This window comes from Rothia sp. P100 (genome assembly GCF_023712425.1).
GTDB classification, from domain to species: Bacteria; Actinomycetota; Actinomycetes; order Actinomycetales; family Micrococcaceae; genus Rothia; species Rothia endophytica.
The window spans coordinates 944,084-965,986 of the sequence record NZ_JAMAYG010000001.1 but is presented as its reverse complement, the minus strand read 5'-3'; the positions used below and the strand labels follow the sequence as shown (position 1 = coordinate 965,986).

Here is a 21,903-nt window from a genome sequence, read left to right as displayed (position 1 = left end):
CTATGCCCATCGCGGTAACACCGGATTTCTCCCTGGTACCTGCCGGTGCCACTCAAATCGTCAGTGTTGATACAGCAGAGCTAACTGCGGTCTCCCAGCAGTTATCAGCCCTGGCAGACCGGTATGAGAGCTTGGGCCGCCGGCTAGCTCCTGTTGCCCTTCAGGTCGGTGTTCTTGCTGCCCTAGATGCCAGCGGCCAGGGGGCTCTTGCCTTCACCAGTCTTACTGTGGGTGCCGCTACGTTGGTCACTCTCGCTGCTGCTGCTCAAAGGCTAGCGACTGCCGTGCGTCAATCAGCTGCCAACTATGAGGCAGCTGAGGCTTTTGCCTCCGATGTCTTACAGGGCTATGAAGCCGCGCTTGACCAAAGCCCCGCTGCAGCTCAGTCCCTGGGCTCCGCATTCGGTTATCGAGGTGGCAGTCTACGTCTTGTGGTTCAACGCGGCACCACGGTCGTCAAGGTGATTTCAGAAAACAAAGTGCCACTAGCGCTCAAGGGCTTTGATGTCTTTCGCCAGACTGGGGTGGGGCGAGCAAGTATCTCTGTGGCCACCGACCAGCTTCACGATACCGCAAAGAGTTTCGGGCTGGTTCGCAGACTCAGGGTATTCGAAGATATTAGTCATGAGATTGACCCCTGGGTTGACCCAGAAACGGGTGAGAATCTACGCCTTGATAGGCCCCCCAAAACGGCCGCTGACCTTGTGCAGATGAATTACTTGGTGAGCGGTGCACACCAGGCAGTAGATGACCATTACGGAGGTGAACACTACGTCAACGAGTGGGACCACATCGTCCTGCAGCGGCACTACGATGAGCAAACCGGGCAGGAGCGCGTCATCATCACTCTGCCCGGAACCGATGGCGAGCTGGCTGACCTGCTGGCAAACTATGAGGGTGGTACGGCTAGCTGGACTGAAAACATTGCCAATGCTGCCTTGCTCGATGATCCGGATGTTCCACTGGCCCAGTCCTCTGCTGCCATGCAGCTGGTAGACCAAATGCTACGCGAAGAGGGTATCGACGCGGGTACCCCCATCATGCTCAATGGCTATAGCCAGGGCGGAGTGGTAGCTATGTCCCTAGCCAAGAACAAAGAGTTCAGGAGCCGTTACAACGTGCAGGTGGTAGCTACCCAGGGCTCACCGGTCAGCGACATGGGCGCTGCACCACCCGGGGTGGCGCACATTCGTATGGATAACAAGATGGACTATGTGCCGAAAACCCAGGGGGCCAACCCTCACTACCAGCCCACAGAGGACTACTCCCTCAACTATTGGAATGAGGGTGACCCTCATGGCAGCCCGGGCTATCTGCACAACGCCCAGAACAGCGAAAGCTTTAATCGTGAGTCAGAAGCGCTAGCTAAGTTCTTCAATGGAGACTTCCGTGCCGGTGAAACAACCGTCTATGCCGGGTCAAGTCAAGATTCAGACCTGACTGAGGCTGAGCTTAATCAGCAACGTTTACTGGGCATAGCCCATGGGACGTCGGAACTGTCGGTGACTGTAAAAGATACTGTCGACCTAGCAGAAGACAGCGTCAATACAGTCTGGAAGAAAACGGACCTGCCAGACGCAAACCGTGGTCCTTCTGGCTCCATGGATGACATCACTCAACCGGTTAACCCCACCGAGGTCTACCAAAACCTGGACGAAGGCGTGGACTGGCTCAACGATGAGGTGATAGTTGTTGCTGATGAAAAATTGAACAGCGCTCTGCAGAACATCAAAATTGGCGATATCGAACTTCATCCCCCAGACCTCACCTGGAATCCCGGCGGGAAGGAACCGCCACCGGTGCCCACGTTAGATGACAACATCAAAACCTACTCACCTAACCCCATCGAGGTATCCCCCGCTGTTCTTCCAGATGGCAGAAACCCCGCCCTCCACGGGGTGGGAGCGGGGTCTAGCTTCTAGCTCAAGTGAACTTAGGCGGGGTAGAGAGGGTTGTGGCCGGGGGTGACGTGCTCGCCGTCCCTGACCGGCCCGGGTGCGGTGGCGCCGGCGTCCGTGTTGAAGGGGGAGCCGCCTAGAGCTTCACGGCCGTGGTCACTCAGCCAGTTCTCTAACTGGGGGCCAGCGGGCACAATGCCGGTGGGGTTAATATCCTCCTGCACGATGTAGTAATGCTCTTTGATCTGCTGGAAGTCCACCGTATCTCCGAAGCCTGGTGTCTGGAAGAGATCGCGTGCATAGCCCCAGAGGTTAGGCATGGTGGTCAGCGGCTGGCGGTTGCACTTAAAGTGACTGAAGTAGACGGGGTCAAAGCGCACCAGGGTGGTGAAGAGGCGCACGTCAGCTTCGGTGATGTGATCACCCATCAGATAGCGGCGGGTTGCCAAGCGCTCTTCGACCCAATCCAGGGCATCCCAGAGCCGCTGGTAGGCCTTATTGTAGGCCTCCTGAGAACCAGCGAAACCGCAACGGTAGACCCCATTGTTAATCTCGGTGTAGATGCGCTTCATCACCTGGCGCATCTCGTCTTCTTGCTCAGCAGGCCAGAGGTCAGGGGCGCCCTCGCGGTGGAAGGAACCCCATTCCTTGGCGAAGTCCTCGGTGATTTGAGGGAAGTTGTTGGTGACCACCGCGCCACTTTCCACATGGACGATAGCGGGCACGGTGATACCGCGGGGGTAGTCGGGGAAGCGCTTGAAGTAGGCATCCTGAATGCGTTCGATACCCAGTACAGGGTCCTTGCCACCCTCATCCAGGTCAAAGGTCCAGGAGCGGGCATCATGGGTAGGGCCGGGCAGACCCACCGAGATAGCGTCTTCAAGACCAAGTAGACGGCGCACAATCAGGGTGCGGTTTGCCCAGGGGCAAGCGCGCGCGGCAATCAGGCGGTAGGTGCCGGCTTCTGCTGCCCAGAGCTGGTGCTCACCGTCGGTGGAGGCCGCTGGATCCGCTACGATACGATCCTCGATGTAGGTGGTATCTCGGTTGAACTCCTCGCCCTCGTTCACGTAGGCGCCGCGGGTGGAGTGTTCGGTGGTGTGGTTTGTCATGAACTCATTATCTCAAATTTTATTTTCACAGTAAAGTAATTGTTTAAGATGGGGGATGCCCGCATCATCCTTAGAATTCGCTAAGCTGGCGGTTTCACCCCGCGAAACATGCGACCGGTGACAGCATCACCCCAGGCACCTTGGCAGTCAACAAACTGGCCATCCCGAGTGAAACCCCGATGCTCATAAAACTGCACTGCCCGCTCATTACCCTTGATATACCAGAGATAGGCAGGCTCATCCTCATAGAGCACCGCATCAAAGAGAGCTGCCCCCAAACCGGTGCCGTGCGTGGATGCACGCGTATAGAGGTGGGTCAGCTCCCGCGCTCCTTCGGGCATCAGGGGCAGCCCTGTACGGCGCTCCCACTCCAGAGGGCCGGGCCGCGAAAGTGCGAAACCCACCGGCTGCTCCCAGTCCACAGCCCCGCCTATCGCACACGATAGGGGTGCACCCGGCTGCCATGCCGGGTTCTCATAGGCGAAGAAAGCCCGCACCTTCGGCGCAGTAATGTTCTGATCAAATTCCTTAAGCCAGCTGTCACGTTCGGCACGCTGGCGCTCGCCAAAACCGGCGTCCACCAGCTCGTTATAGGTCTCTGCTAAGCAGTCCAGTTGCAGGTCCACGTACTTCTGCGCGTCCGCTGGCTCCACCGGTACCAGTATGTACCTGCCCTCTACTGCAAACCCCACACCTGCCGTCCTTTCACCAAGGTCATATTGTTCTCCCTCAGTCTATGCGTCAGTGCGCACTAGACTGGGGGAGTGGCTAAACGCAGAAGAACTCCTAAGAAAAAACAGCAGGTTGAAGGTGGCCCCGTTGAGGGCGTCTATGAGATTTCAACCGGCACCGCAGAGCTCATTGAGGATGACTACACCCCCAACGGTTGGGTGCTAGAAATCAACGGCATGGAAAGCTCCCACATTGTGCTGGGTGACCCCCGTGCGCTGGACTTTGAATACATGCGCTGGCTAGCTGCCGTCATTGAACCCCATGTGGATGCTCATCTGGACCCCGCTAAACTGCGCATCACCCACCTGGGCGGCGGAGCCTGCTCTATGGCATGCTACCTGGCTGACGTTTACCCCAGCTCCCGTAATACCGTGGTTGAGCTGGACGCCAAACTCGCCGATTACGTGCGTGAATGGTTCGAGCTACCCAAGGCACCCCTGGTAAAAATTAGGGTGGGAGAGGCGCGCGCTGTCACCGCGACCCTAGCGCCAGCTTCGAGGGATGTCATCATTCGTGATGTCTTCTCTGGCTATATCACCCCCGCCCCGCTAACCACTCTTGAATTCACTGAAATGGCGGCCAAAACCCTGGACGTTGGTGGGCTCTACATCATTAATTGTGGCGATAACCGCGATTTAGCTGGTGCCCGCGCTGAAGCCGCCGCGATTTCCCGGGTCTTCGAACACACCGCTGCGGTGGCCGACCCCGCCATGCTGAAGGGACGCCGCCGCGGCAACATCATTATTGCCGGTTCTCACTCGCCGTTGCCTCTTGAAGGTGAAGCCGTGACTGCCGCGATTTCTAAGCGTCTGCTGGGCGGCGGGGTGCCGGCTCAGTACAAGGATGACGCCTGGGTGCGAGACTTTGCCCGGCCAGCGTCCCCGCGCCACGACCCCGTCTAAAAGTCTGAGCTCAAGGTACCTTCACTAGGGGGCGTTAGACCATGTCCCCATCCAGGTAGAACCAGCTACCGGTCTCTTTAACAAAGCGGGAGTTCTCTTCTTGCACTCCCTTGACTCGTGCGTCCGGAGCAGTGCCCGGGATAGAGCGGTAGTAGGCGGCAAAATGTACGGTCCCGGTGGTCTCAAAGACCGAACCGCTGGTGCCCAGAATATCTAGTCGGTACCAGCGCAGGGTCTCGTCCAGGTCTAAGGACGCCGGCCGGGTACTCGGGTGCCAGGTGGCACGCAGGTAGGGGGCGTCGGCCACAGCAAAGGCGGTGAAGCGCGATCGCATCAAGGCCTCGGGTGTGGGCGCTGTTAGCTGGCCGGTAGCATCGTATTGGGCATGGTAGCGGTGGCAGCAGGCGCCGTAGGTTTCGCCGGTGCCGCAGGGGCAGCGGGTGTCAAGATCAGTCATGTTTTCTATTAAAACCTAGGCTGAGGGGCTTAGGCTTCCTTAATGCACACTAGTACAGCGCCTTCGTGCCCGGCGAGCACGACTGTGGAAACAATGAAGTCTGGCACTACCCAGCGGGGAGCCCATAGGGGAACAAGAGCTAGAACGAGCGTCATCAGCGCAGCCACTGGAACGGCAATCACGGGTAGATGAAAGAAGAGGGGGTGCAGGGGGAAGCTCATCCAGGCTAAAAATATCTTTCCTGAGATGAGTGTGTAGACCCATGGGGCAGAGGCGGTAGTAAAGCGTATCTGCCGTCTAAGGGTGGAAAGCCTACCCTCTGGGAAGTTTTAACCCTGCTTATAAAAGCGACCAGATTTCCCTCAGTTGACCAGCGAATATGTGGTCATGTGAGAGAAATCTGGTCGCTAGAACTAGCGAGGGGCAGGTTAGTGTATCCAGCCCTCGATGACGCCCATGCCAAAGAAGACTAAAAAGGCGGCTGAGACAACGTACATGATGGGGTGCACTTCGCGCCCGCGGCCCTGAATCATGCGGATGAAGGTGAAGGCAACGAAGCCGGCACCGATACCGTCTGCAATGGAGTAGGTGAAGGGCATCATGATGATGGTGAGGAAGGCAGGGATGCCCAGACCCCAGTCAGTCCAGTCAATGTGAATCGCCTGGCGAACCATGAGGAAGCCAACGATCACTAGGGCGGGGGCAACCGCTTCGAAGGGGACGATGGAGACCAAGGGGGAGATGAAGACCGCTAGCAGGAAGAGGGTGCCGGTGACGATGTTGGCGAAACCGGTGCGGGCACCTTCACCGATACCGGTGGCTGACTCTACGAAAATCTGGTGTGCCGAGCTAGAGGAGCCGCCACCGAGCACGGAACCGGCGGCGTCAATGATTAGCACGCGGTCGATGTTTTCGATTTTCCCGTCCTTGATGGTGCCAGCTTCGGTTGCCAGGCCTACGGAGGTTCCCATGACGTCGAAGAAGACGGCCAGAAGAATAGCGAACATCAGCATGGTGGCGCCCAGTGAACCGAGTGAGCTGCCGGCAAAGGCGCCGGTCATATCAACTGCACCAATGAGGGAAAGGTCGGGGTGACCGACCCACTGGCTCGGGATGCCGGGAACCATGAGGGACCAGCCGGTGGCTGAGTCCATGGATGAGCCTGAAGGCCAGACTGTTTCTAGAACCACTGCCAGAATGGTAGATGCGACCACGCCAATGAGGATGGCACCGCGTACGTTGCGGATAAAGAGGGCGATGGTGAGAAAGAGGCCGAAGAGGAAGACGGCGATGGGCCAACCTTGTAGATGGCCGCCGGCGCCGAAGGAGACGGGCACGGTGGTACCTGCGGCATCAGGCATACGACGCACGATGCCTGCGTTCACCAAGCCGATGAGGGAGATGAAGAGGCCGATACCCACCACAATGGCGGTTTTAAGGGATTCGGGCACGGCGTCAAAAACAGCGCGGCGGAAGCCGGTGAGCACGAGAATGCCCATGATGATACCTGCCCAAACGACCAGGCCCATGATTTGTGGCCAGGTGAGGTTGGGGTTGGTGGCGATGGTGGATGCCAAAAGTGCATTCACGCCCAGGCCTGCTGCCATGGCGAAGGGCTGCTTAGCCCAGAGGCCCATGACGATGGTGAGGATGCCGGCGATGAGCGCGGTGGCTGCGGCTACCCGTTCAACGCCGAGGGTGTTACCGGCGCCGTCTGGGCCCAGGCCCAGAATCAGGGGGTTAAGCACCACGATGTAGGCCATGGCGAAGAAGGTTGCCAGGCCGCCGCGGAATTCGGTGGCTAGGGTGGAGCCGCGTTCAGTGATTTTGAAGTAGCGGTCGAGCGCGCTTTTGGGGGCGGCGGGTGCGGTTTTGTGAGCCGCGGTGTTCTCAGAAGACATTCGTGAAAATCCGTAGATACTCGTGGGTGTGTGCCCAGAAATGATGAAGCGCCGGGCTCTTGCTCGTGGCAAGGTCGGCGCTGAAGTTACTGTCTTAGTCTACGCCAGAGGTCATTGGTGCGGCCCAGTGCTAACTGTGAGCTGAGTCTAATTTAGAGGAGGGCTGGGGTGGGGGTTTGCTGTGTGCGATTCATGGGTGAGGTTTGGTTGAGGCAATACCGACTTTTTCCACGCTTCGCGGTAGGGTGGTTAGGTAAACCTAAGTTTAGAGGAGGAACTGTGTCCGATTACCCTACCGTTGCCGAAATGAATCACACTGCCCGCTCACGGGTAGCTACAGACCGGCCCGCCCGGTATGCTAAGCAACTGGTCTCGCACATGGGCAATAAGTTGCCCGTTGAAGAGGTTGAGGGAGGGCATCGTCTGACCTTCAATCGTGACGGTGTTTTTAGTGGATACGGGGACGTGCTCGTGCAGGACGGCGTGCCCCAAGTGGTTATGGTGGTGCACGCTCCGAGTGCTGAGAGCTGTACACGAGTCTCTGACGTACTGGCGCGCCATTTAGAACGCTTCGGTGAGCGCGATGAGCTGAAAGTTGAGTTCTTAGCAGCTTAACGATGAAGGCTGTGGTTCTCTGGGCTAGCTCTCACCCTCGGTGTAGTGTTTCTGAGGTAAGTATCGGGCTAAAGAGTGAGGGCTCATGGGCGAGAGAAACCCGCAAGATTTAGTGCTTGCCCGGGAATTTGTGCGACAGGTAGCGCAGCGGCTAGACCTTGACCCGCAGGTTATCCAGCAGACCCTGCCGCATCTTTTAGAGTTCACCAAGCATGTGGCGCACGGGGTAGTGCGCCCGGCTGCGCCCCTAGCCGCCTTTCTGGTGGGCCTGGCCGCAGGGCAGAACTCATCACGCGCAGGCTCTGAAGTCGACACTGAGCAGCTGGCCGCCAGTATCCTTGCCTATATTGACGCGGTTGAAAAACTAGTGAAGGAGCACGAGAATGGGCAGGCTTAACCGCTCGGTCGCTGCCACCAAGTACGTGCGTAAGCCCGATGGTAGCTTCAGCAAAGACCGCCGGGCCGATGCTATCACCGCTGAAGAGCCCCTAGAAATCAGGGTCAATGGCGCCACCGTCACCACCACCATGCGCACCCCCGGCCATGACCTAGAACTGGCGCACGGGTTTCTGCACTCTGAGGGGCAGATTCGTTCGGCCGCCGATATCAGTACCGCCCGCTACTGCGCCGGTGCCGGCCCAGATGGGCAGAACACCTACAACGTGCTTGATATCAACAGCACCTACCAGCCCCCGGCGTCCAAGGACGACGGCAGCGCGGGTTCCACACTTTTTTCCACCACGGCTTCGCCCCTTCGCCTGACTATCACCAACTCTGCCTGCGGGGTGTGTGGATCTGGTTCTATCGAGAGCATCATGGAAAAGAGCTACCGGCAGATTAAACCGATCAAGCTCACCCCTGAACTGGTACTTTCCTTACCTGAGCAGCTGCGGGAGCACCAAACTCTTTTCCGCAAGACCGGTGGCATTCACGCGGCGGCTGTTTTTGAAGAAGATGGCACCTTTTTGGTGGCCAGGGAAGACATTGGCCGCCATAACGCGGCAGATAAGGTGATTGGCCACCTTCTGCTCGAAGATAGCCTACAAAGCAATGGGCGCATCCTGGTCATGAGTTCCCGGGCCTCCTTTGAGCTGGTACAGAAGGCGATTATGGCTGGTTTCTCTGCCCTGATTACGGTCTCGGCGGCGTCCTCTCTTGCCGTAGATCTGGCCCGCGAAGCTGGGCTTACCCTCATTGCCTTTGCCCGCGAGAACCGTTTTAATCTCTATGCCGGAGAAATGGATGACAGCACCCTCCAGTCTTAGTAATCTAGACCACTGGCGATAGACTGAGGGTTATGACGACGCTACCCAAAAACGACAAAATTCCCACCGTGAGCCGTGTGAGCAAAGAAGCCACCCGTTTTGACGGTCCCCGTATTAGTAAAAGATCCAAGGCGGCTGCCGGTGTTGGCGGCGTTGTTCACGCTATGCAGCATGTCCTACCAGCTCGTGGCCTGCTACCCCTTATCACTATGAATAAGCCCGGAGGTGTTGACTGCCCCGGCTGCGCGTGGCCAGAACCTAACCAGCAAGATCTGGGCATCGTGGAGTTCTGCGAGAACGGCGCTAAGGCTATCGCAGAGGAAACCACCCCGGACCGCGCAACCCCCGAATTCTGGGCGAAGCATACCGTGACCGAGCTACGCGATAAGACCGACCACTGGTTGGGTAAGCAGGGCCGCATTACCGAGCCCCTGCTCTACGATCGTTCCAACGGGGACGACCATTACCGCCCCATCACCTGGGAACGCGCTTTCTCGCTGATTGCTGAACAGCTCAAAAAGACCGACCCCACCAAGGCGGTTTTCTACACCTCGGGCCGCGCCTCCAACGAGGCTGCTTACAGCTTCCAGCTGCTGGCACGCCGTCTAGGGTCTAACAACCTGCCCGACTGCGGCAACCTCTGCCACGAGTCCACCGCGGTCGCCCTCAAAGAAGTCGCCGGCCTGGGCAAGGCATCGGTCACCATGAAAGATATGGAAACCACCGAACTGTTCATCTCGGTGGGCCAGAACCCCGGCACCAACCACCCACGTTCGCTGACCACCCTCAAGAAGATGAAGGAAAACGGCGGCAAAATGGTGGTGCTCAACCCCATGCCCGAAACCGGTCTGATGGCCTTCAAGGAACCGCAATCGCCGGTAGGCATGTTCAAGGCCGAGCAACTGGCGGACGAGTACCTGCAGGTACGCTTGGACGGTGACCGCGCTTTCTTCCAGCAGCTCAACAAGGAGCTCATCCGCCGGGACGCGATTGACCACGTCTTTATTGAACGCTTCACCTCTGGCTTCGATGAGGTTAAAGAGCACCTGCTCAACCTGGATGACGCTGAGCTTGAACGCGGCTCGGGTATCTCTGCCTCTCAGGTTGCGAAGGTCGCGGATATGGTAGAGACTGCCAAGACCGCCATCGTTGCCTGGACGCTGGGCGTCACCCAGCACCGCGAGTCGGTCAACACCATCCGCGAGATGATGAACTTCCTCTTCCTGACCGGCAACATCGGCAAGCCGGGTGCGGGCAGCTCGCCCTTCCGCGGTCACTCCAACGTGCAGGGCAACCGAACCGTGGGTATCTGGGAGAAGATGCCAGATCCCTACCTGCAAGTCATCGAAGATTACTTCGGTTTCCCCGTACCCCGCGAACACGGTCTTGACACGGTGGATGCCCTGCGCCAGATGCGCGATGGTGATAACCAGTTCTTCATGTCTCTTGGGGGTAACCTGGTGCGCGTTGCTTCAGATACCACCGCCTGTGAACAGGCAATGAGCCAGCAGGAAATGACGGTGCACCTCTCCACCAAGCCCAACGGATCCCACGCCTACCCCGGCGAGAAGTCCCTGATTCTACCCGTTCGCGCGCGCACCGATGTGGATGAACAAGCGTCCGGTCCGCAGAAGATTACGGTAGAGAACTCTGCCGGCGTCGTTTCAGCCTCCCAAGGCCACCGCACCGCTAACAAGGACCTGAACCTCAAGTCAGAAGTAGACATCATCTGCTCGGTGGGCCGGGAAACTTTCGGGGATGACTTCTGGCAGCGCATGATTGATGATTACGGCGTCATTCGTGATGCGATTGAGGGCACCATCCCCGGCTTTGATCGCTATAACGAGCGCATCGAAAAGCCCGGCGGTTTCTACCTGCCTAACGGCCCCCGCGAGCGTGTCTTCAATACGGCTACCGGCAAGGCCATGCTGACGGTCAATGAAACTAACGTCTTACAGGTGCCAGAAGGCCACCTGCTACTTTCGACCGTGCGTTCACACGACCAGTTCAACTCAACTATTTATGGGTTGGATGACCGCTACCGCGGTGTGCACGGTGGCCGTCGCGTGGTCTTTATGCACCGCGATGATATCGTAGCTCTGGGCCTGGTCAACGGCTCTATGGTCGATATCGTGTCGGTCTGGGAGGACGGCGAGCGCCGCGCCCCCAACTTCCGGGTGGTTGAGTATGACCACGCTCGCGGGTGCTGTGCGGTCTACCTTCCGGAGGGTAATGTGCTGGTGCCCTTGGATTCTGCTGCTAAGCGTTCTAATACCCCGGTCTTCAAGTCGGTGGTGGTGCGCTTGGAGCCGCTGGGCAGGGTTGCTGACTAACCGAGTCGCTTAAGAATTGCCCCTTACCTCTGTGAGGTACGGGGCTTTTGTCTGCTCTTTTTGCTGGGGGTGAGTTTGTGAAGACTGGTGATAGTGGCTGTCAACACTTTCCCATGTCAGGCGGCAGTTTTCATGGTGTCCCCTAAATGGATGAGTGTTTTTCTTCTTTTGTGTGCGAATGTGTGGGGTGTTTGATGGTCGTTAAGGTCAAACTGTCGCTACTTGTGCTCTGATTAGTAGATACGTTCCTAATGAGGGGTCTTTCTAGCCACGGTGCGAAGTAGTCTTGAGAATGCAGTGCAGGGATCTGCCTGTGACAAGTTCGCACTACCAGAGAGACTAGATTTTTGTCTACAGCGCTCCTTTCAGGTACCCAAAAATCAAAATATCGACATAAGAAAGCTCGCTTTCTCTACCAGTTTGTTCTCTACCTATCCCCGGTTATTCTTCTAACGTCCATCTTCCCCCTGGTGACCCCTCGTATGGCTGGCATCATGGTGGGTGGCGTGGAGCTACCTCAAATCATCCTGGCGGTTGCTATTACGGTGCCCTGGATGTCGCAGAGCGTCTGCCTGCCGGTCTACCGCGCTATGGGCGACCTCCTGGGGGAGCGCGAAATGAACGCCTGCATGCGCAGGTTCGCTGAGTATTGGATTACTACTAGCCTAGCGGTCCTTCCGGCTCTTCTGTTCTTCTCTTTATCCTTCTTCTTTGCTTTAAACTGGAGCCTTACCACCCTGTTGGCCTTCCTGGTTCTGGGCTTTTTGAACATGGTTTTTAGCCAGCTGCTGGTGATTGCTAATCTGCCAACCGATAGCCGTAACACCTGGGCTTTTGCCTGGCTCGCTTACGCCCTGGCACTCCTTGCCTTCCCTGCCGTCTGGTTCCTGCCCCCGGTCATGGGTATCTTTGTTATGCTCTTTGTGTTGCGCGGGCACCTGCGTCACTTAGTTGCCTTCAAGCGTCTTGACTATCACGTGGTTGCCCAAGAGATGCTACGCGGTTTCCTACTGGGGTCTGTGCTCTGGGCAGATAAGTACCTCCTGTTCATCACCTTGGACGGCACCATGAACGTCATTGCGGTTTACATGGGTCTTGCCCCCGCAGTTATTGCCTACAACTACTTTTTCGCAGCCGAAGCCACCAAGGTGGATCGCGCTGTTGGTCACCTGCGCACCATCATTGAGAGCAAGGGCTACCAGCAGGTTGAGAGCTACTCGACCAAGGTTGAAAACCGAGTGGTTGATTCAACCCGCCGCACCCTGATGATTGCTGGCATTAGCTCCGTTATCGTTGCTGTACTCATGTTCCTCCTATCTCCGGAATCCTTCTCCCTGGCACTCACCGTGATTGTTTCGTCCTGGCTCTTCTTGGCGGTAACGGTCTTCTGCTACCAAATCGATTACCTGGGATCGCACACCACCCCCCAGCTCATTGGCTTAGCCCATCTCTTCATCTGTGGGGTTGCCTTCCAGCTATTCCCGGGCACCCACGCCTATTTCGCCATTATGGTGGGTGAACTTCTACTCGTTACGGTCAGCTATATGGCCTTCCGCCGCACCTGGAAGACTCCGGCTTATGACCTTTTCTGGCGCCACGCCGTCGCCTGGTAAATCGCTAGCACCGCTTATTTTGATTGTTGAGGGGAACAATAATGACTGAGAATATATACAAAGATTTGATCCTGCCCGAGACCGGGCCCAAGTACACCGACCTTAACTACCCCGATGTTGACGTAGCAATCGTCATGGAATCCACTTACCCCTTTTTGAAGGGCGGAGTGTCGGCTGTGGTGCACGATATCATCACTACCAACCCCGATATCACCTTTGGAATTATCCACATCAGCTGGGATAGCAACTCACCGAGCGAAGACCTTTACGGTATGCCCCAGAACGTGCTGTGGGTTAAGACCATTTACATCAGCCTTGATGAGCATCGCGACGGTTTCAGTCTGCCGGTGCGCGAGTTGAAAATGAACTCTAAGCAGCGAACCGCTGCTTGCAACGAAATTATTGACGCTCTGCTGGCGCTGTCAGAGGACGCTGATCCTAACCCCCTCTGGTCGATCTACGACCGCATGTTCTCCGAAAAGAACCGGGAATACCCCGGGTGGGCTTTACTGGGCACCAAAGAGTTCATGCAGGTCTTCTTTACCCGCATGAAGCTCCCGGGTATGAGCTTCTCGGAAGCCTTCTGGCTGGTTCGCACCTTCTTCTCGCTGGCTTACGCCCTCTTGCACGAGCGTATGCCCTACGCCCGGGTTTACCACGCCCATACCACCGGCTACGCCTCGGTGATTGGTGCGGCTGCAGCCCGCGATAACGGCACCAGCTTCTTCTTGACCGAACACAACCTTTATGTGCGTGATACCGTCAACACCCTACTGGATCGCAATATGTCCCTCCCGGTGGCTGTGGGTGATGAGGACATTTTTGACCTCACCCCTGAGCAGCGCGCCTGGGTCATTTGGTGGATTCAGATGGGCCGTTTCTGCTATCCCAGCGCTAATTTGATTACCTACCTTTACCCCAAGGCAATTGACGAGGCGAAGGGGCTGCACGGTCTAGAGGAAAAGTCGGTGATTCTCCCTAACGGTATGCTGCTCTCGGATGTGAACGAAGCGTACGCGCTACGCCGCACTGCGCGCGAAAAGATTGAACTCCAGGGCAAGAACCATCACTGGAAGTTCGTTTTTATCGCCCGTGTAGTGCCCATTAAGGGCCTCATTGACCTTATCGATACGGTGGGCATCCTCAAGAACCAGGGCTACAACCTACACATTGACTGTTTGGGCCCCACCGAGCACGTGCCCTGGTACTACGACGAGTGCCGCGAGGCAATCGCCGCCAAGGGACTAGAAGACTACATCACCTTCCACGGCACCGTGAACGTGCGCGAGAAGCTGGGTGAATTCGATGCACTGGTCATGCCCAGCTACAACGAGGGCCAGCCGATTGTGGCTTTGGAAGCCATGAGCGCGTCTATACCCGTGATTGGCTCGGACGTGGGCGGCATGTCTCAGCTGATTGATGACACCCTGGTAGCTGATAACGGCGAGATGATTGAACGCTGCGGCATTCTCACCCAGGCAGGTGACCCAGAAGGGTTTGCGCAGGCACTGCAACGCATCATGGATAACTCTGCCTTCTACGAGCAGCTCTGCATCAACGCTCGTGAACGCGTCCAGCAGTTCTTCCAGTTACACACCGTAATGGAACGCTACAACATGATTTACCGTGACCTGGGCAAGATGGAACCCAAGCCGGAGCACGCCGGTATGTCCATTGACGGGGTGCGTAGCATCCCCTCTGATGAGCGCGAACAGCAGATTTCTCTTCTGGAACGCGGGCTGGGTAGCAGCCTGCTCACCGCTCCTTCTACCGCTAGCTAATGGCTCTGGGTAATTCAGCAAGTAGGGGCCTGTGGGTTCGCTACGGAGGAGAGCCAGTGACAGAGGAGCAAATTAAATTTGCTGCTGAGCACTACTCCGTAGCTCTTCTTCAGCCGCGGCAGACCTACGCCGCAGCGCGGCTGAAGGAGCTTAACCCTGCCATGACGGTGCTCTGCTATAAGTGCCTGTCCTCTACCCGAAGCTATGAGACTGAGGGCCCTTATACCTCAGGTGTTTCCTACGCTGAGGCAGAGCAAGTGGAACAATCGGGGGAACAGTGGTTTGCCCGCCGTTCCAACGGGGAGCTCATTGAGTGGACTGGCTACCCTGGGCACTACCAGATGCAGGTGTGGTCCCCAAGCTACCGTTGGCACTGGGTGCGCAATGTGACCACCGAGCTTGCTGGCTCACCCTTTGACGGGGTTATGGCGGATAACGATATCCACGGGGACTACTACGGCCTTAACCTGCCCATCCAGGGCGCTCGCAACTTGAAAAAATTTCACCGCGGCTTAGACCGCCTAGTGAAAGATGCCGGGCGGGCACTGAATGCCGGGGGGAAAATTCTGGTACCCAACATCGCAGAATCTCGTGAGACACCGGGTAAGTGGGAGCGTCACAGCGCTTACGGTGGGGGTTTTGAAGAGGTCTTTTTGGGCTGGTCAGCTACAGACTTCCTCGACCAACCCTCTGCTCTGGCACAGATGAAGCAGATGATGGGCAACCACCACCCCGTTAGTCTCGGTCAGGTTCATGAGATGGGGGTGCATAGCCCACGGCTGACCCTGTTGCGGGCGTCCACAGACGGACAGGATGATCACCCCAACTTTCTAGCAGCACTCGCCGCTTTCTGGGTCTTTGGCGCCGGCCATTGGTCTGCTCTGAGCGCCGGGGGTCACGACGCCCACAACGGCACACCCTGGCGAGAAGAACTAGCGTGGGATTTGGGTGCCCCGCACGGGGACGCTGTGATGAGCAAAGGAGCTTGGGTGCGCCGTTTCAGCCAGGGCTGGGCGGCTATCAACCTCGGTCCCAAAAAGTCCGGCACCCTCACCCTGCCTCCCGGCCTAGTTTCAGCTTCCGGCCCCGCACCGTCCAACCTGGTGCTCCCCGCCCACGGCGGGGTTATCTTCCGCTATACCTGGAACTAGCTCGGGCTAGTCGAAGATAGGGAAGTTATAGCGCCCTGCCTCCACCAGTATCTGCAGGCGGGTATTGATACCCAAGGTGCTGTAAATGGAGCTGAGCTGGTTCTTCATGCTAGGGAGCGAAGAGTCAAGCTGATCCGCGATTTCTTGATCCGTTTTACCCCAGCAAACCAGCTTCACAATGGTCTGCTCATCCTCGCTGAGCTGCGCCCAGGGGTCCCCTTGGGGGTAGTCCGCCGCGTTCATGGAGGCAACCAGCGAAGCAAGTGCGCGCCGGTCAATCAGGGTGCGGCCCTCAAGGGCCGCCCTGATGGCAGTATCAACCTGGCTGGGGCTTGAGTTCTTCAGCAGATAGCCGTGAACCCCAGCCCTCAGCGCCCCCGTCACGTAGTAGTGATCAACGAAGGTAGTCAGAGCAATAATGGTTAACTCTGGGTAGCTCTCTCGCAGGGCAACGGTCGCCTCAATGCCATCCAAAACGGGCATTTGCAGATCCATGAGCACCACATCTGGCTCAGTGCGAGCTACCAGTTCAAGCGCTTCAGCCCCGTTGATCGCTTCGCCCACCAGCTCAAGGCCGCTCAAGCTCTCAACATAGAGATTGAGAACCTCACGGATTTCGGGCACATCATCAACGATGGCCACCCTAATAGTCTGCACAGTTATATCCTTTACAGGGGGATGGGAAGGTGAATGGTCAGGTCCCAACGGTCAGCCACGGCGCCGTAGCTCATCGTGCCACCCAGCCGGCGGATGCGTTCTTCAATACCAACCAGCCCAAAGCCGGTTCCAGGTTCGCCCCGGTGAGCCTTTTTCTGCAGTGTACCGGTCTTCACCAGGTTACTGGTCCTAATGGTGATACCCGTGAGATTGGGGCTGACCTGAAGGTCAATTTCTGTGCCGGGCTGAGCATACTTGCTGGCGTTAAAAGCAAGCTCTTTGATGATTTTATAGACGGTGGGGCGCAGACCTTCGGGTACATCGCTGGAACTGTAGTCAATATCTGCCTTCACCATCAACCCCTTAGACCGCAGATTTTCTAGCTCGGAGTGTAGGGCATCACCCAGCGGCGGCACGTTTGCTGCCGGCAGCTGGGGAGCTCCGCTAAGGCTCTGGTCATCTCTAGCGGTCTGAATGAGAGCACGAACATCGGTCAGCGCCCGGTCTGAGCTGGTGGTGATAGCAGTCAGCGCGGCGTCCTTACCGGTCATCTCAGCCTGTTGCAGGGCGCTGTGGGCGTTGAGGTTAATGACGCTGATGTGCCGGGCAACGGTATCGTGCAGTTCCCGCGCTAGCTCCCGGTTGGCTTCGGCGACGCGCTCGCGGTAGGTAGCCAGGGCAGTTTCGGATTGTAGCCGTCCCTCCCAGTGCAGACGCACGGCCAAAGGGAGGATCAAGAAGATGCAGAACATGAGAGGAATGTAGGACAGCATATCTGGGCTGTTGAGGCGGTAGTCATCTACTGCTATCAGGGTGAGTACCAGAAGGTTGAATATATTCTGCGCCGCTGAGGAATGGATGATGCAGATGAAGAGCGCGTAGAGGGCAAAGGGGGTCTGACGCGATGAGTCGCTGATAAACCACAGGGTAAAGCAGAGGGCGAAGAAGGGCACCGCGTAGCTCTTACCACGGTAGATGAGCACACCCCAGGTGAGGTAGAGAGCGGGGGTGAGCGCCTGAACCCACCCACCCACACTGCCGTTGATAAACCAGCTCAGAATTTCAACGACAGCGAAGAAGAGACCGATGCCCAGGCTGATTCTTTTGACCAGCAGGGAGGGCGCACGAAATTTAAGGGCAAAAACTCGCTGCAGGGTTTGTCGCATCTGCTAGCGACAGATGAAGGGGAGGAACTGGCAGACTCCCTGCGGAGTGCTGTTCATGTGAGTGACGGTCTGGTAGGTACCTATACCTAGAGTGGTGCTGGCAGAGATAAGAAGAACCGCGAGGAGCTGCTTCATGGTCTGATGTCCTTTTCACGAGGAAAATCTTGTGGGCTTAGCTCAACTATAGGTGCCCTCAGTCGGTAGGCTCAAGGGGTCATGTCAGTCTCTGGTCTAGTCCAGTACCGGGAAGTTGTGGTGCCCTGCCATCACCAGCAGCTGGGTGCGGGTTTTGATATCTAGCTTCGCATAGACGCGCGATAGTGTGTTCTTCACGGTGGACAAAGAGTAGTGAAGTTCGCTGGCAATTTCTTGGTTTGTTTTTCCTCAGCAGACCAATTTCACGATATTTTGTTCTGTTGCGGCGAGGGTGCCCCACGGATTGCCCTGAGGGGGTTTGGGAAAGTTCATTGAAATGTTCTTATGCAGAGGGGCAGCTCTATATTGACGGTCTTCCTGTTGAAGGCTTTACTTCCGATTGGATTAATGCCTCTTCAAACGTGATGTGTTTTTCAGCGGCTATCCATCATAAGCTCGACTTGAATGGTGCCTCTCATGGAGTTAGCGGCAGCATCCAAGAGCTCAACCAGATCTGTCAGAATCAACTTAATATTGAAGAGCTAGGGGAGGAGTCGATGTATGCCCTTAGTCTTAGTCCTAGTGATGAAGGTATACGGCTGGAGCTGACTGTTTCTGGAAAAAACTCTAAGGTTGTGTTGTCTCAATTAGCACAATCTGTATGAGCAAAATAAAGTCCCTAAACCACCCTTGCTGAGAATTTCTTCATGAGGAAATGAGGTGTGAGACTGACAAGTGAGCGTCTGCCCCCGTTTTGGGATAGGCGCCCGTAGCACTGCGCTCTACTCGGTTATTACCTATATTAACTCGGTTATTAACCTATATTAACTCGGTTATTAACCTATATTAACCTACATGACTGTAGAGGAAATTATCAGCCGATAAGGTAAGCCTCATCAGCGCCCGGCGGTAAAGTGGTGCCCATCTGTGTACAAACGTCCTCAGCCGGTCACCACGCTTACCAGCGTCCGGCGCTGAAAGGAATCTCTCGTGTCTCAAGCACCCCGCGCCCTGCGCGTCGCCATCATCGGTGCTGGCCCTGCCGGTATCTACGCCGCCGACATCCTCACCAAAAGTGAAGAAGTCAAAAATGGTGATGTTCCCGTAGCCATCGACATCTTTGACCGCTACCCCGCACCCTTCGGCCTGATCCGCTACGGTGTAGCCCCCGACCACCCCCGTATCAAAGGCATCGTCAACGCTCTGCACAAGGTACTGGACCGCGGCGACATCCGATTCTTCGGCAACGTAGAGTACGGCACCGACATCACCCTGGCTGAGCTCAAAGAGCACTATGACGCCATCATTTTCGCCACCGGCGCCATCAAGGATGCCTCCTTGGACATTCCCGGCGTTGAACTAGATGGGTCCTACGGCGCCTCAGACTTCGTCTCCTGGTACGACGGCCACCCCGACTACCCCCGCGAATGGCCCCTGAACGCCAAAGAAATCGCCGTGCTGGGTAACGGCAACGTAGCGCTGGATGTCGCCCGCGTACTCTCCAAGCATGCCGACGACTTGCTGGTCACCGAAATCCCTGCCAACGTCTACGAGGGCCTCAAGGCTTCACCCGTGACCGATGTTCACGTCTTTGGCCGCCGCGGCCCCGCCCAGATTAAGTTCACCCCCCTAGAACTGCGCGAACTGGCTCACTCCCGCGACGTCGATATTGTGCTCTACGACGAGGACTTCCAGTTCGACGAAGCCTCCGAAGAAGCCATGACCACTAACAGCCAGGTCAAGGTCATGATGAAGACTCTTAACAAGTGGCGCGAAGAGCAGAAGGAAACCGAGCAGACCGCCTCTCGCCGTCTGCACCTGCACTTCCTGCAGTCACCCGCAGAAATCATGGGCGAAGACGGTAAGGTCACCGGCATCAAGATGGAACGCACCGCTCTCAACGGCAACGGCGGTGTAGAAGGCACTGGCGAGTTCATCGACTACCCCGTGCAGGCCGTCTACCGCGCCATCGGTTACTTCGGCACCGAGCTGCCCGAGGTTGGTTTCGACGTTGAACGCGGCGTTGTCACCAACGCTGAAGGTCGCGTCATCGATGACTCCAGTGTGCCCGTGCCCGGCCTCTACGCCACCGGCTGGATCAAGCGTGGCCCCGTTGGCCTCATCGGCTCCACCAAGTCAGACGCGCTGGAAACCATTACCCACCTGCTCGAGGATCGCCCGGATCTCTACACCGCAGCGCAGCCCGAGGTTGATTCCATCAACGCCCACATGGATGCTAAGGGTATTAAATACACGACCTGGGAAGGGTGGCAGAAGCTAGACGAGCACGAACAGGCACTGGGTGCCCAATCCAAGGACGCCGCCGGTGAGCCCCGTGCCCGCGTGAAGGTGGTAGACCGCGAGGAAATGATTAAGGTGTCCCGCGGCTAAAGCCCTTCTTAAACTTCACAAACCTATAGCCCGCTGCTGACCCTCTCGCCTGGTTCGCTTCGCTCACAAGAGCGATTCACGCCCAGCCTCGCGAGCTCGGCTGATTCCGCACACTTTTTCTTTCCTCGCGAGCTCGGAAAAGTGTGCTTCATCCAGCCAGCAGGCGGGCTATAAGTTTGTTCCGTCTAATGCCGTGGTAAGTGCCAGTCCGTTAGCTGAGAAGTACCTTCTCAAGGTAGGGATTGAGGAAGGTGCCTGCCGGGTCCAGCTCCTCGCGTAGGCTCGTGAAGTCCTCAAAGAGGGGGTAGAGCTCTGCCAGGGCGGCGGCGTCCTGGGTGTGGAACTGCCCCCAGTGCGGTCTGCCCGCGTGCGCCTTAAAGATATTTTCGAGTGCCGTGAAATATTCAGTGTGGGGGCGACGCCAGTACTGGCGTGCCGAAATGTAGAAGGTTTCGCGCCCGTAGGCCTGAGACAGGGGAATCTCATCAGCGGCAGCGGTGCGCACCACCAGCGGGTAGCTACTCTCACCCAGTGAACCGTTCAGGTGGGTGTAGAGATCTGCCATGACTTCATCAAACTGCTCAACATCGAAAGCGTATTCCATATTGTTTTGGGGGATGGTGCGAGCCACCGTGAAAACCCTGGCTGAGTAGTCTGCGTAACGGCGGTTGCCCTTGCCCCAATTAGAAATTTTATTGAGCGTAGGTTGAGCGGCGGGGAGTTTCTGCCCTGCGTAGCTAAGAGCCGAGAAAATACCGTTGTTGAGGAAGTGATCGCCGCCGTAGCGCCGTGCCTGGCTCAGTGCCGCGCCGGCGGGCATATAGCCGTCGGTGAGTAGGGGCAGGCGAGTGAGACGGCGGGTGCGCACCTCTTGGGACCCAGGGAACCAGCTGAATTCATAGTGGTCGGCCCCTCGGGCACGCTCAATAAAGGCAGGGACGATGGTGCTATAGCGGTGCCCGCGTTCGGCGGCGTGCAGTCGGAACTGGGGCACTACTTTAATGGTGATGTGGGTGATGATCCCCAGAGCGCCTAGTCCGCAGAGAGCTGCCCTGAAGATTTCGGGGTTTTGGCTTTCTGAGCAGGTGAGTGCTTGGCCGGTGGCATCAACCATGCTCAGCTCTTTGACCTGGCTAGCAAAAACACCGTAGCCCAGTCCGGTGCCGTGAAAGCCGGTGGAAATCGCCCCTGCCAGGGTTTGTTCATCGAGCCTGCCCAGGTTGGTAAAAGCCAGGTTGTAGTAGCCCAGCGCCTTATTGGCATCGCGGACGGTGGTTCCTGCTAGAAAGGTAGCGGTGAGGTTCTGCGGGTCGACGTTCACCAGGCCCGTGAGGTAGTCCAGGGTTAGATGCTGGCCATTGGGTTGCGCTACAGCTGAGGCACTTCGACCTCGCCCTACTACCTTGACGCGCTGACCTGACGCCGCTGCGTCCTGTACCTGAGCTGCTAGTTCAAGGGCAGAACGCGGTGCTAGTAAGTCAGTGGGGGTGGTGCTGTGCTGGTGTGACCAGGTGCTCCATGCCTTATCAGTCATTGTGCCCTCATTTCGTGGAATTGGTCATTACTCTTATTATCTCACTGAGGGATGGGTAACCGCTGGCACATTGCCGCGCAAAAAATGAGGGGCCACAGTTTGTTTTAGGTTCACAATATCTTGCGACTATCATGCGAAATAAGCCCCTAAACTGTGAGTGCAGGCACTAGACTTGAGATAAAGACCCCGGCGGTTGCGCCGGAGATTCGGCCACTGCATGCCACGGGGTTCTCACCTAGATAGTGCCACGGGGTTCTCAC

The 21,903-nt window shown here is 57.1% G+C and carries 20 protein-coding genes and 1 pseudogene; 11 read left to right on the top strand and 10 right to left on the bottom strand.

Features of this window, described 5'->3' with window-relative positions; translation table 11 throughout:
* Positions 1-2 precede the first annotated feature (2 nt).
* On the top strand, positions 3-1,922 hold the full coding sequence (locus tag M3668_RS04435; RefSeq protein WP_251379578.1) for a hypothetical protein: 1,920 nt from the start codon (positions 3-5) through the stop codon (positions 1,920-1,922).
* Between the two features lie 11 nt (positions 1,923-1,933).
* Here M3668_RS04435 and M3668_RS04430 read toward each other — a convergent pair whose 3' ends face one another.
* On the bottom strand, positions 1,934-3,010 hold the full coding sequence (locus M3668_RS04430; RefSeq protein ID WP_251379577.1) for a glutathione S-transferase family protein: 1,077 nt from the start codon (positions 3,008-3,010) through the stop codon (positions 1,934-1,936).
* 80 nt (positions 3,011-3,090) lie between these two features.
* A complete protein-coding gene (locus M3668_RS04425) occupies positions 3,091-3,702 on the bottom strand; it encodes a GNAT family N-acetyltransferase (protein WP_251379576.1) in 612 nt (203 codons plus the stop codon).
* 72 nt (positions 3,703-3,774) lie between these two features.
* Between M3668_RS04425 and M3668_RS04420 the strand changes: the two genes are divergently transcribed.
* Entirely contained in the window at positions 3,775-4,644 is an 870-nt protein-coding gene (locus M3668_RS04420; protein ID WP_251379575.1) for a spermidine synthase, read from the top strand.
* Between the two features lie 34 nt (positions 4,645-4,678).
* On the opposite strand, the gene M3668_RS04415 is transcribed toward M3668_RS04420, so the two are convergent.
* The 3 genes from M3668_RS04415 to M3668_RS04405 all read right to left on the bottom strand — a co-directional run bounded on the left by M3668_RS04415 (position 4,679) and on the right by M3668_RS04405 (position 7,002).
* Positions 4,679-5,101, bottom strand: a complete 423-nt coding sequence (locus M3668_RS04415) for a YchJ family protein (protein WP_251379574.1) — start codon at positions 5,099-5,101, stop codon at positions 4,679-4,681.
* Between the two features lie 29 nt (positions 5,102-5,130).
* A complete protein-coding gene (locus tag M3668_RS04410) occupies positions 5,131-5,322 on the bottom strand; it encodes a hypothetical protein (protein ID WP_251379573.1) in 192 nt (63 codons plus the stop codon).
* A gap of 207 nt (positions 5,323-5,529) precedes the next feature.
* Complete coding sequence (locus tag M3668_RS04405; protein ID WP_251379572.1) at positions 5,530-7,002, bottom strand: NCS2 family permease; 1,473 nt, start codon at positions 7,000-7,002, stop codon at positions 5,530-5,532.
* A gap of 279 nt (positions 7,003-7,281) precedes the next feature.
* Here M3668_RS04405 and M3668_RS04400 point away from each other — a divergent pair, with 279 nt between their 5' ends.
* The 7 genes from M3668_RS04400 (at position 7,282) to M3668_RS04370 (ending at position 15,760) form a co-directional block, all read left to right on the top strand.
* Entirely contained in the window at positions 7,282-7,617 is a 336-nt protein-coding gene (locus M3668_RS04400) for a DUF2218 domain-containing protein (protein ID WP_251379571.1), read from the top strand.
* Positions 7,618-7,702: 85 nt separating this feature from the next.
* Positions 7,703-8,014, top strand: a complete 312-nt coding sequence (locus tag M3668_RS04395) for a DUF6457 domain-containing protein (RefSeq protein ID WP_251379570.1) — start codon at positions 7,703-7,705, stop codon at positions 8,012-8,014.
* Positions 8,001-8,882, top strand: a complete 882-nt coding sequence (gene fdhD / locus M3668_RS04390) for a formate dehydrogenase accessory sulfurtransferase FdhD (RefSeq protein ID WP_251379569.1) — start codon at positions 8,001-8,003, stop codon at positions 8,880-8,882. The genes M3668_RS04395 and fdhD overlap by 14 nt, the downstream gene beginning before the upstream one ends.
* 32 nt (positions 8,883-8,914) lie before the next feature.
* On the top strand, positions 8,915-11,215 hold the full coding sequence (locus M3668_RS04385) for an FdhF/YdeP family oxidoreductase (RefSeq protein ID WP_251379568.1): 2,301 nt from the start codon (positions 8,915-8,917) through the stop codon (positions 11,213-11,215).
* Between the two features lie 347 nt (positions 11,216-11,562).
* Complete coding sequence (locus M3668_RS04380) at positions 11,563-12,828, top strand: hypothetical protein (protein WP_251379567.1); 1,266 nt, start codon at positions 11,563-11,565, stop codon at positions 12,826-12,828.
* A 41-nt stretch (positions 12,829-12,869) separates the two neighbouring features.
* Entirely contained in the window at positions 12,870-14,609 is a 1,740-nt protein-coding gene (gene pelF, locus M3668_RS04375; protein WP_251379566.1) for a GT4 family glycosyltransferase PelF, read from the top strand.
* Positions 14,610-14,665: 56 nt separating this feature from the next.
* On the top strand, positions 14,666-15,760 hold the full coding sequence (locus M3668_RS04370) for a putative glycoside hydrolase (RefSeq protein WP_353055959.1): 1,095 nt from the start codon (positions 14,666-14,668) through the stop codon (positions 15,758-15,760).
* Positions 15,761-15,766: 6 nt separating this feature from the next.
* On the opposite strand, the gene M3668_RS04365 is transcribed toward M3668_RS04370, so the two are convergent.
* The 4 genes and pseudogenes from M3668_RS04365 to M3668_RS04355 form a co-directional block, all read right to left on the bottom strand.
* Positions 15,767-16,417 (bottom strand): response regulator, encoded by a 651-nt coding sequence (locus M3668_RS04365; protein ID WP_251379564.1) that lies wholly within the window; start codon positions 16,415-16,417, stop codon positions 15,767-15,769.
* An 11-nt stretch (positions 16,418-16,428) separates the two neighbouring features.
* A complete protein-coding gene (locus tag M3668_RS04360) occupies positions 16,429-17,583 on the bottom strand; it encodes a sensor histidine kinase (protein ID WP_251379563.1) in 1,155 nt (384 codons plus the stop codon).
* Between the two features lie 3 nt (positions 17,584-17,586).
* On the bottom strand, positions 17,587-17,718 hold the full coding sequence (locus M3668_RS11000) for a hypothetical protein (RefSeq protein WP_285835642.1): 132 nt from the start codon (positions 17,716-17,718) through the stop codon (positions 17,587-17,589).
* Between the two features lie 96 nt (positions 17,719-17,814).
* Positions 17,815-17,955, bottom strand: a pseudogene (locus tag M3668_RS04355) (LuxR C-terminal-related transcriptional regulator); the annotation flags it as partial.
* Between the two features lie 95 nt (positions 17,956-18,050).
* Here M3668_RS04355 and M3668_RS04350 point away from each other — a divergent pair.
* Both M3668_RS04350 and M3668_RS04345 read left to right on the top strand, forming a co-directional pair.
* Entirely contained in the window at positions 18,051-18,383 is a 333-nt protein-coding gene (locus M3668_RS04350; protein ID WP_251379561.1) for a hypothetical protein, read from the top strand.
* Between the two features lie 325 nt (positions 18,384-18,708).
* Positions 18,709-20,109 (top strand): FAD-dependent oxidoreductase, encoded by a 1,401-nt coding sequence (locus M3668_RS04345; RefSeq protein ID WP_251379560.1) that lies wholly within the window; start codon positions 18,709-18,711, stop codon positions 20,107-20,109.
* Between the two features lie 211 nt (positions 20,110-20,320).
* On the opposite strand, the gene M3668_RS04340 is transcribed toward M3668_RS04345, so the two are convergent.
* Positions 20,321-21,643: a D-arabinono-1,4-lactone oxidase gene (locus tag M3668_RS04340; protein ID WP_251379559.1), complete on the bottom strand. Its 1,323-nt coding sequence runs from the start codon at positions 21,641-21,643 to the stop codon at positions 20,321-20,323.
* Positions 21,644-21,903 lie beyond the last annotated feature (260 nt).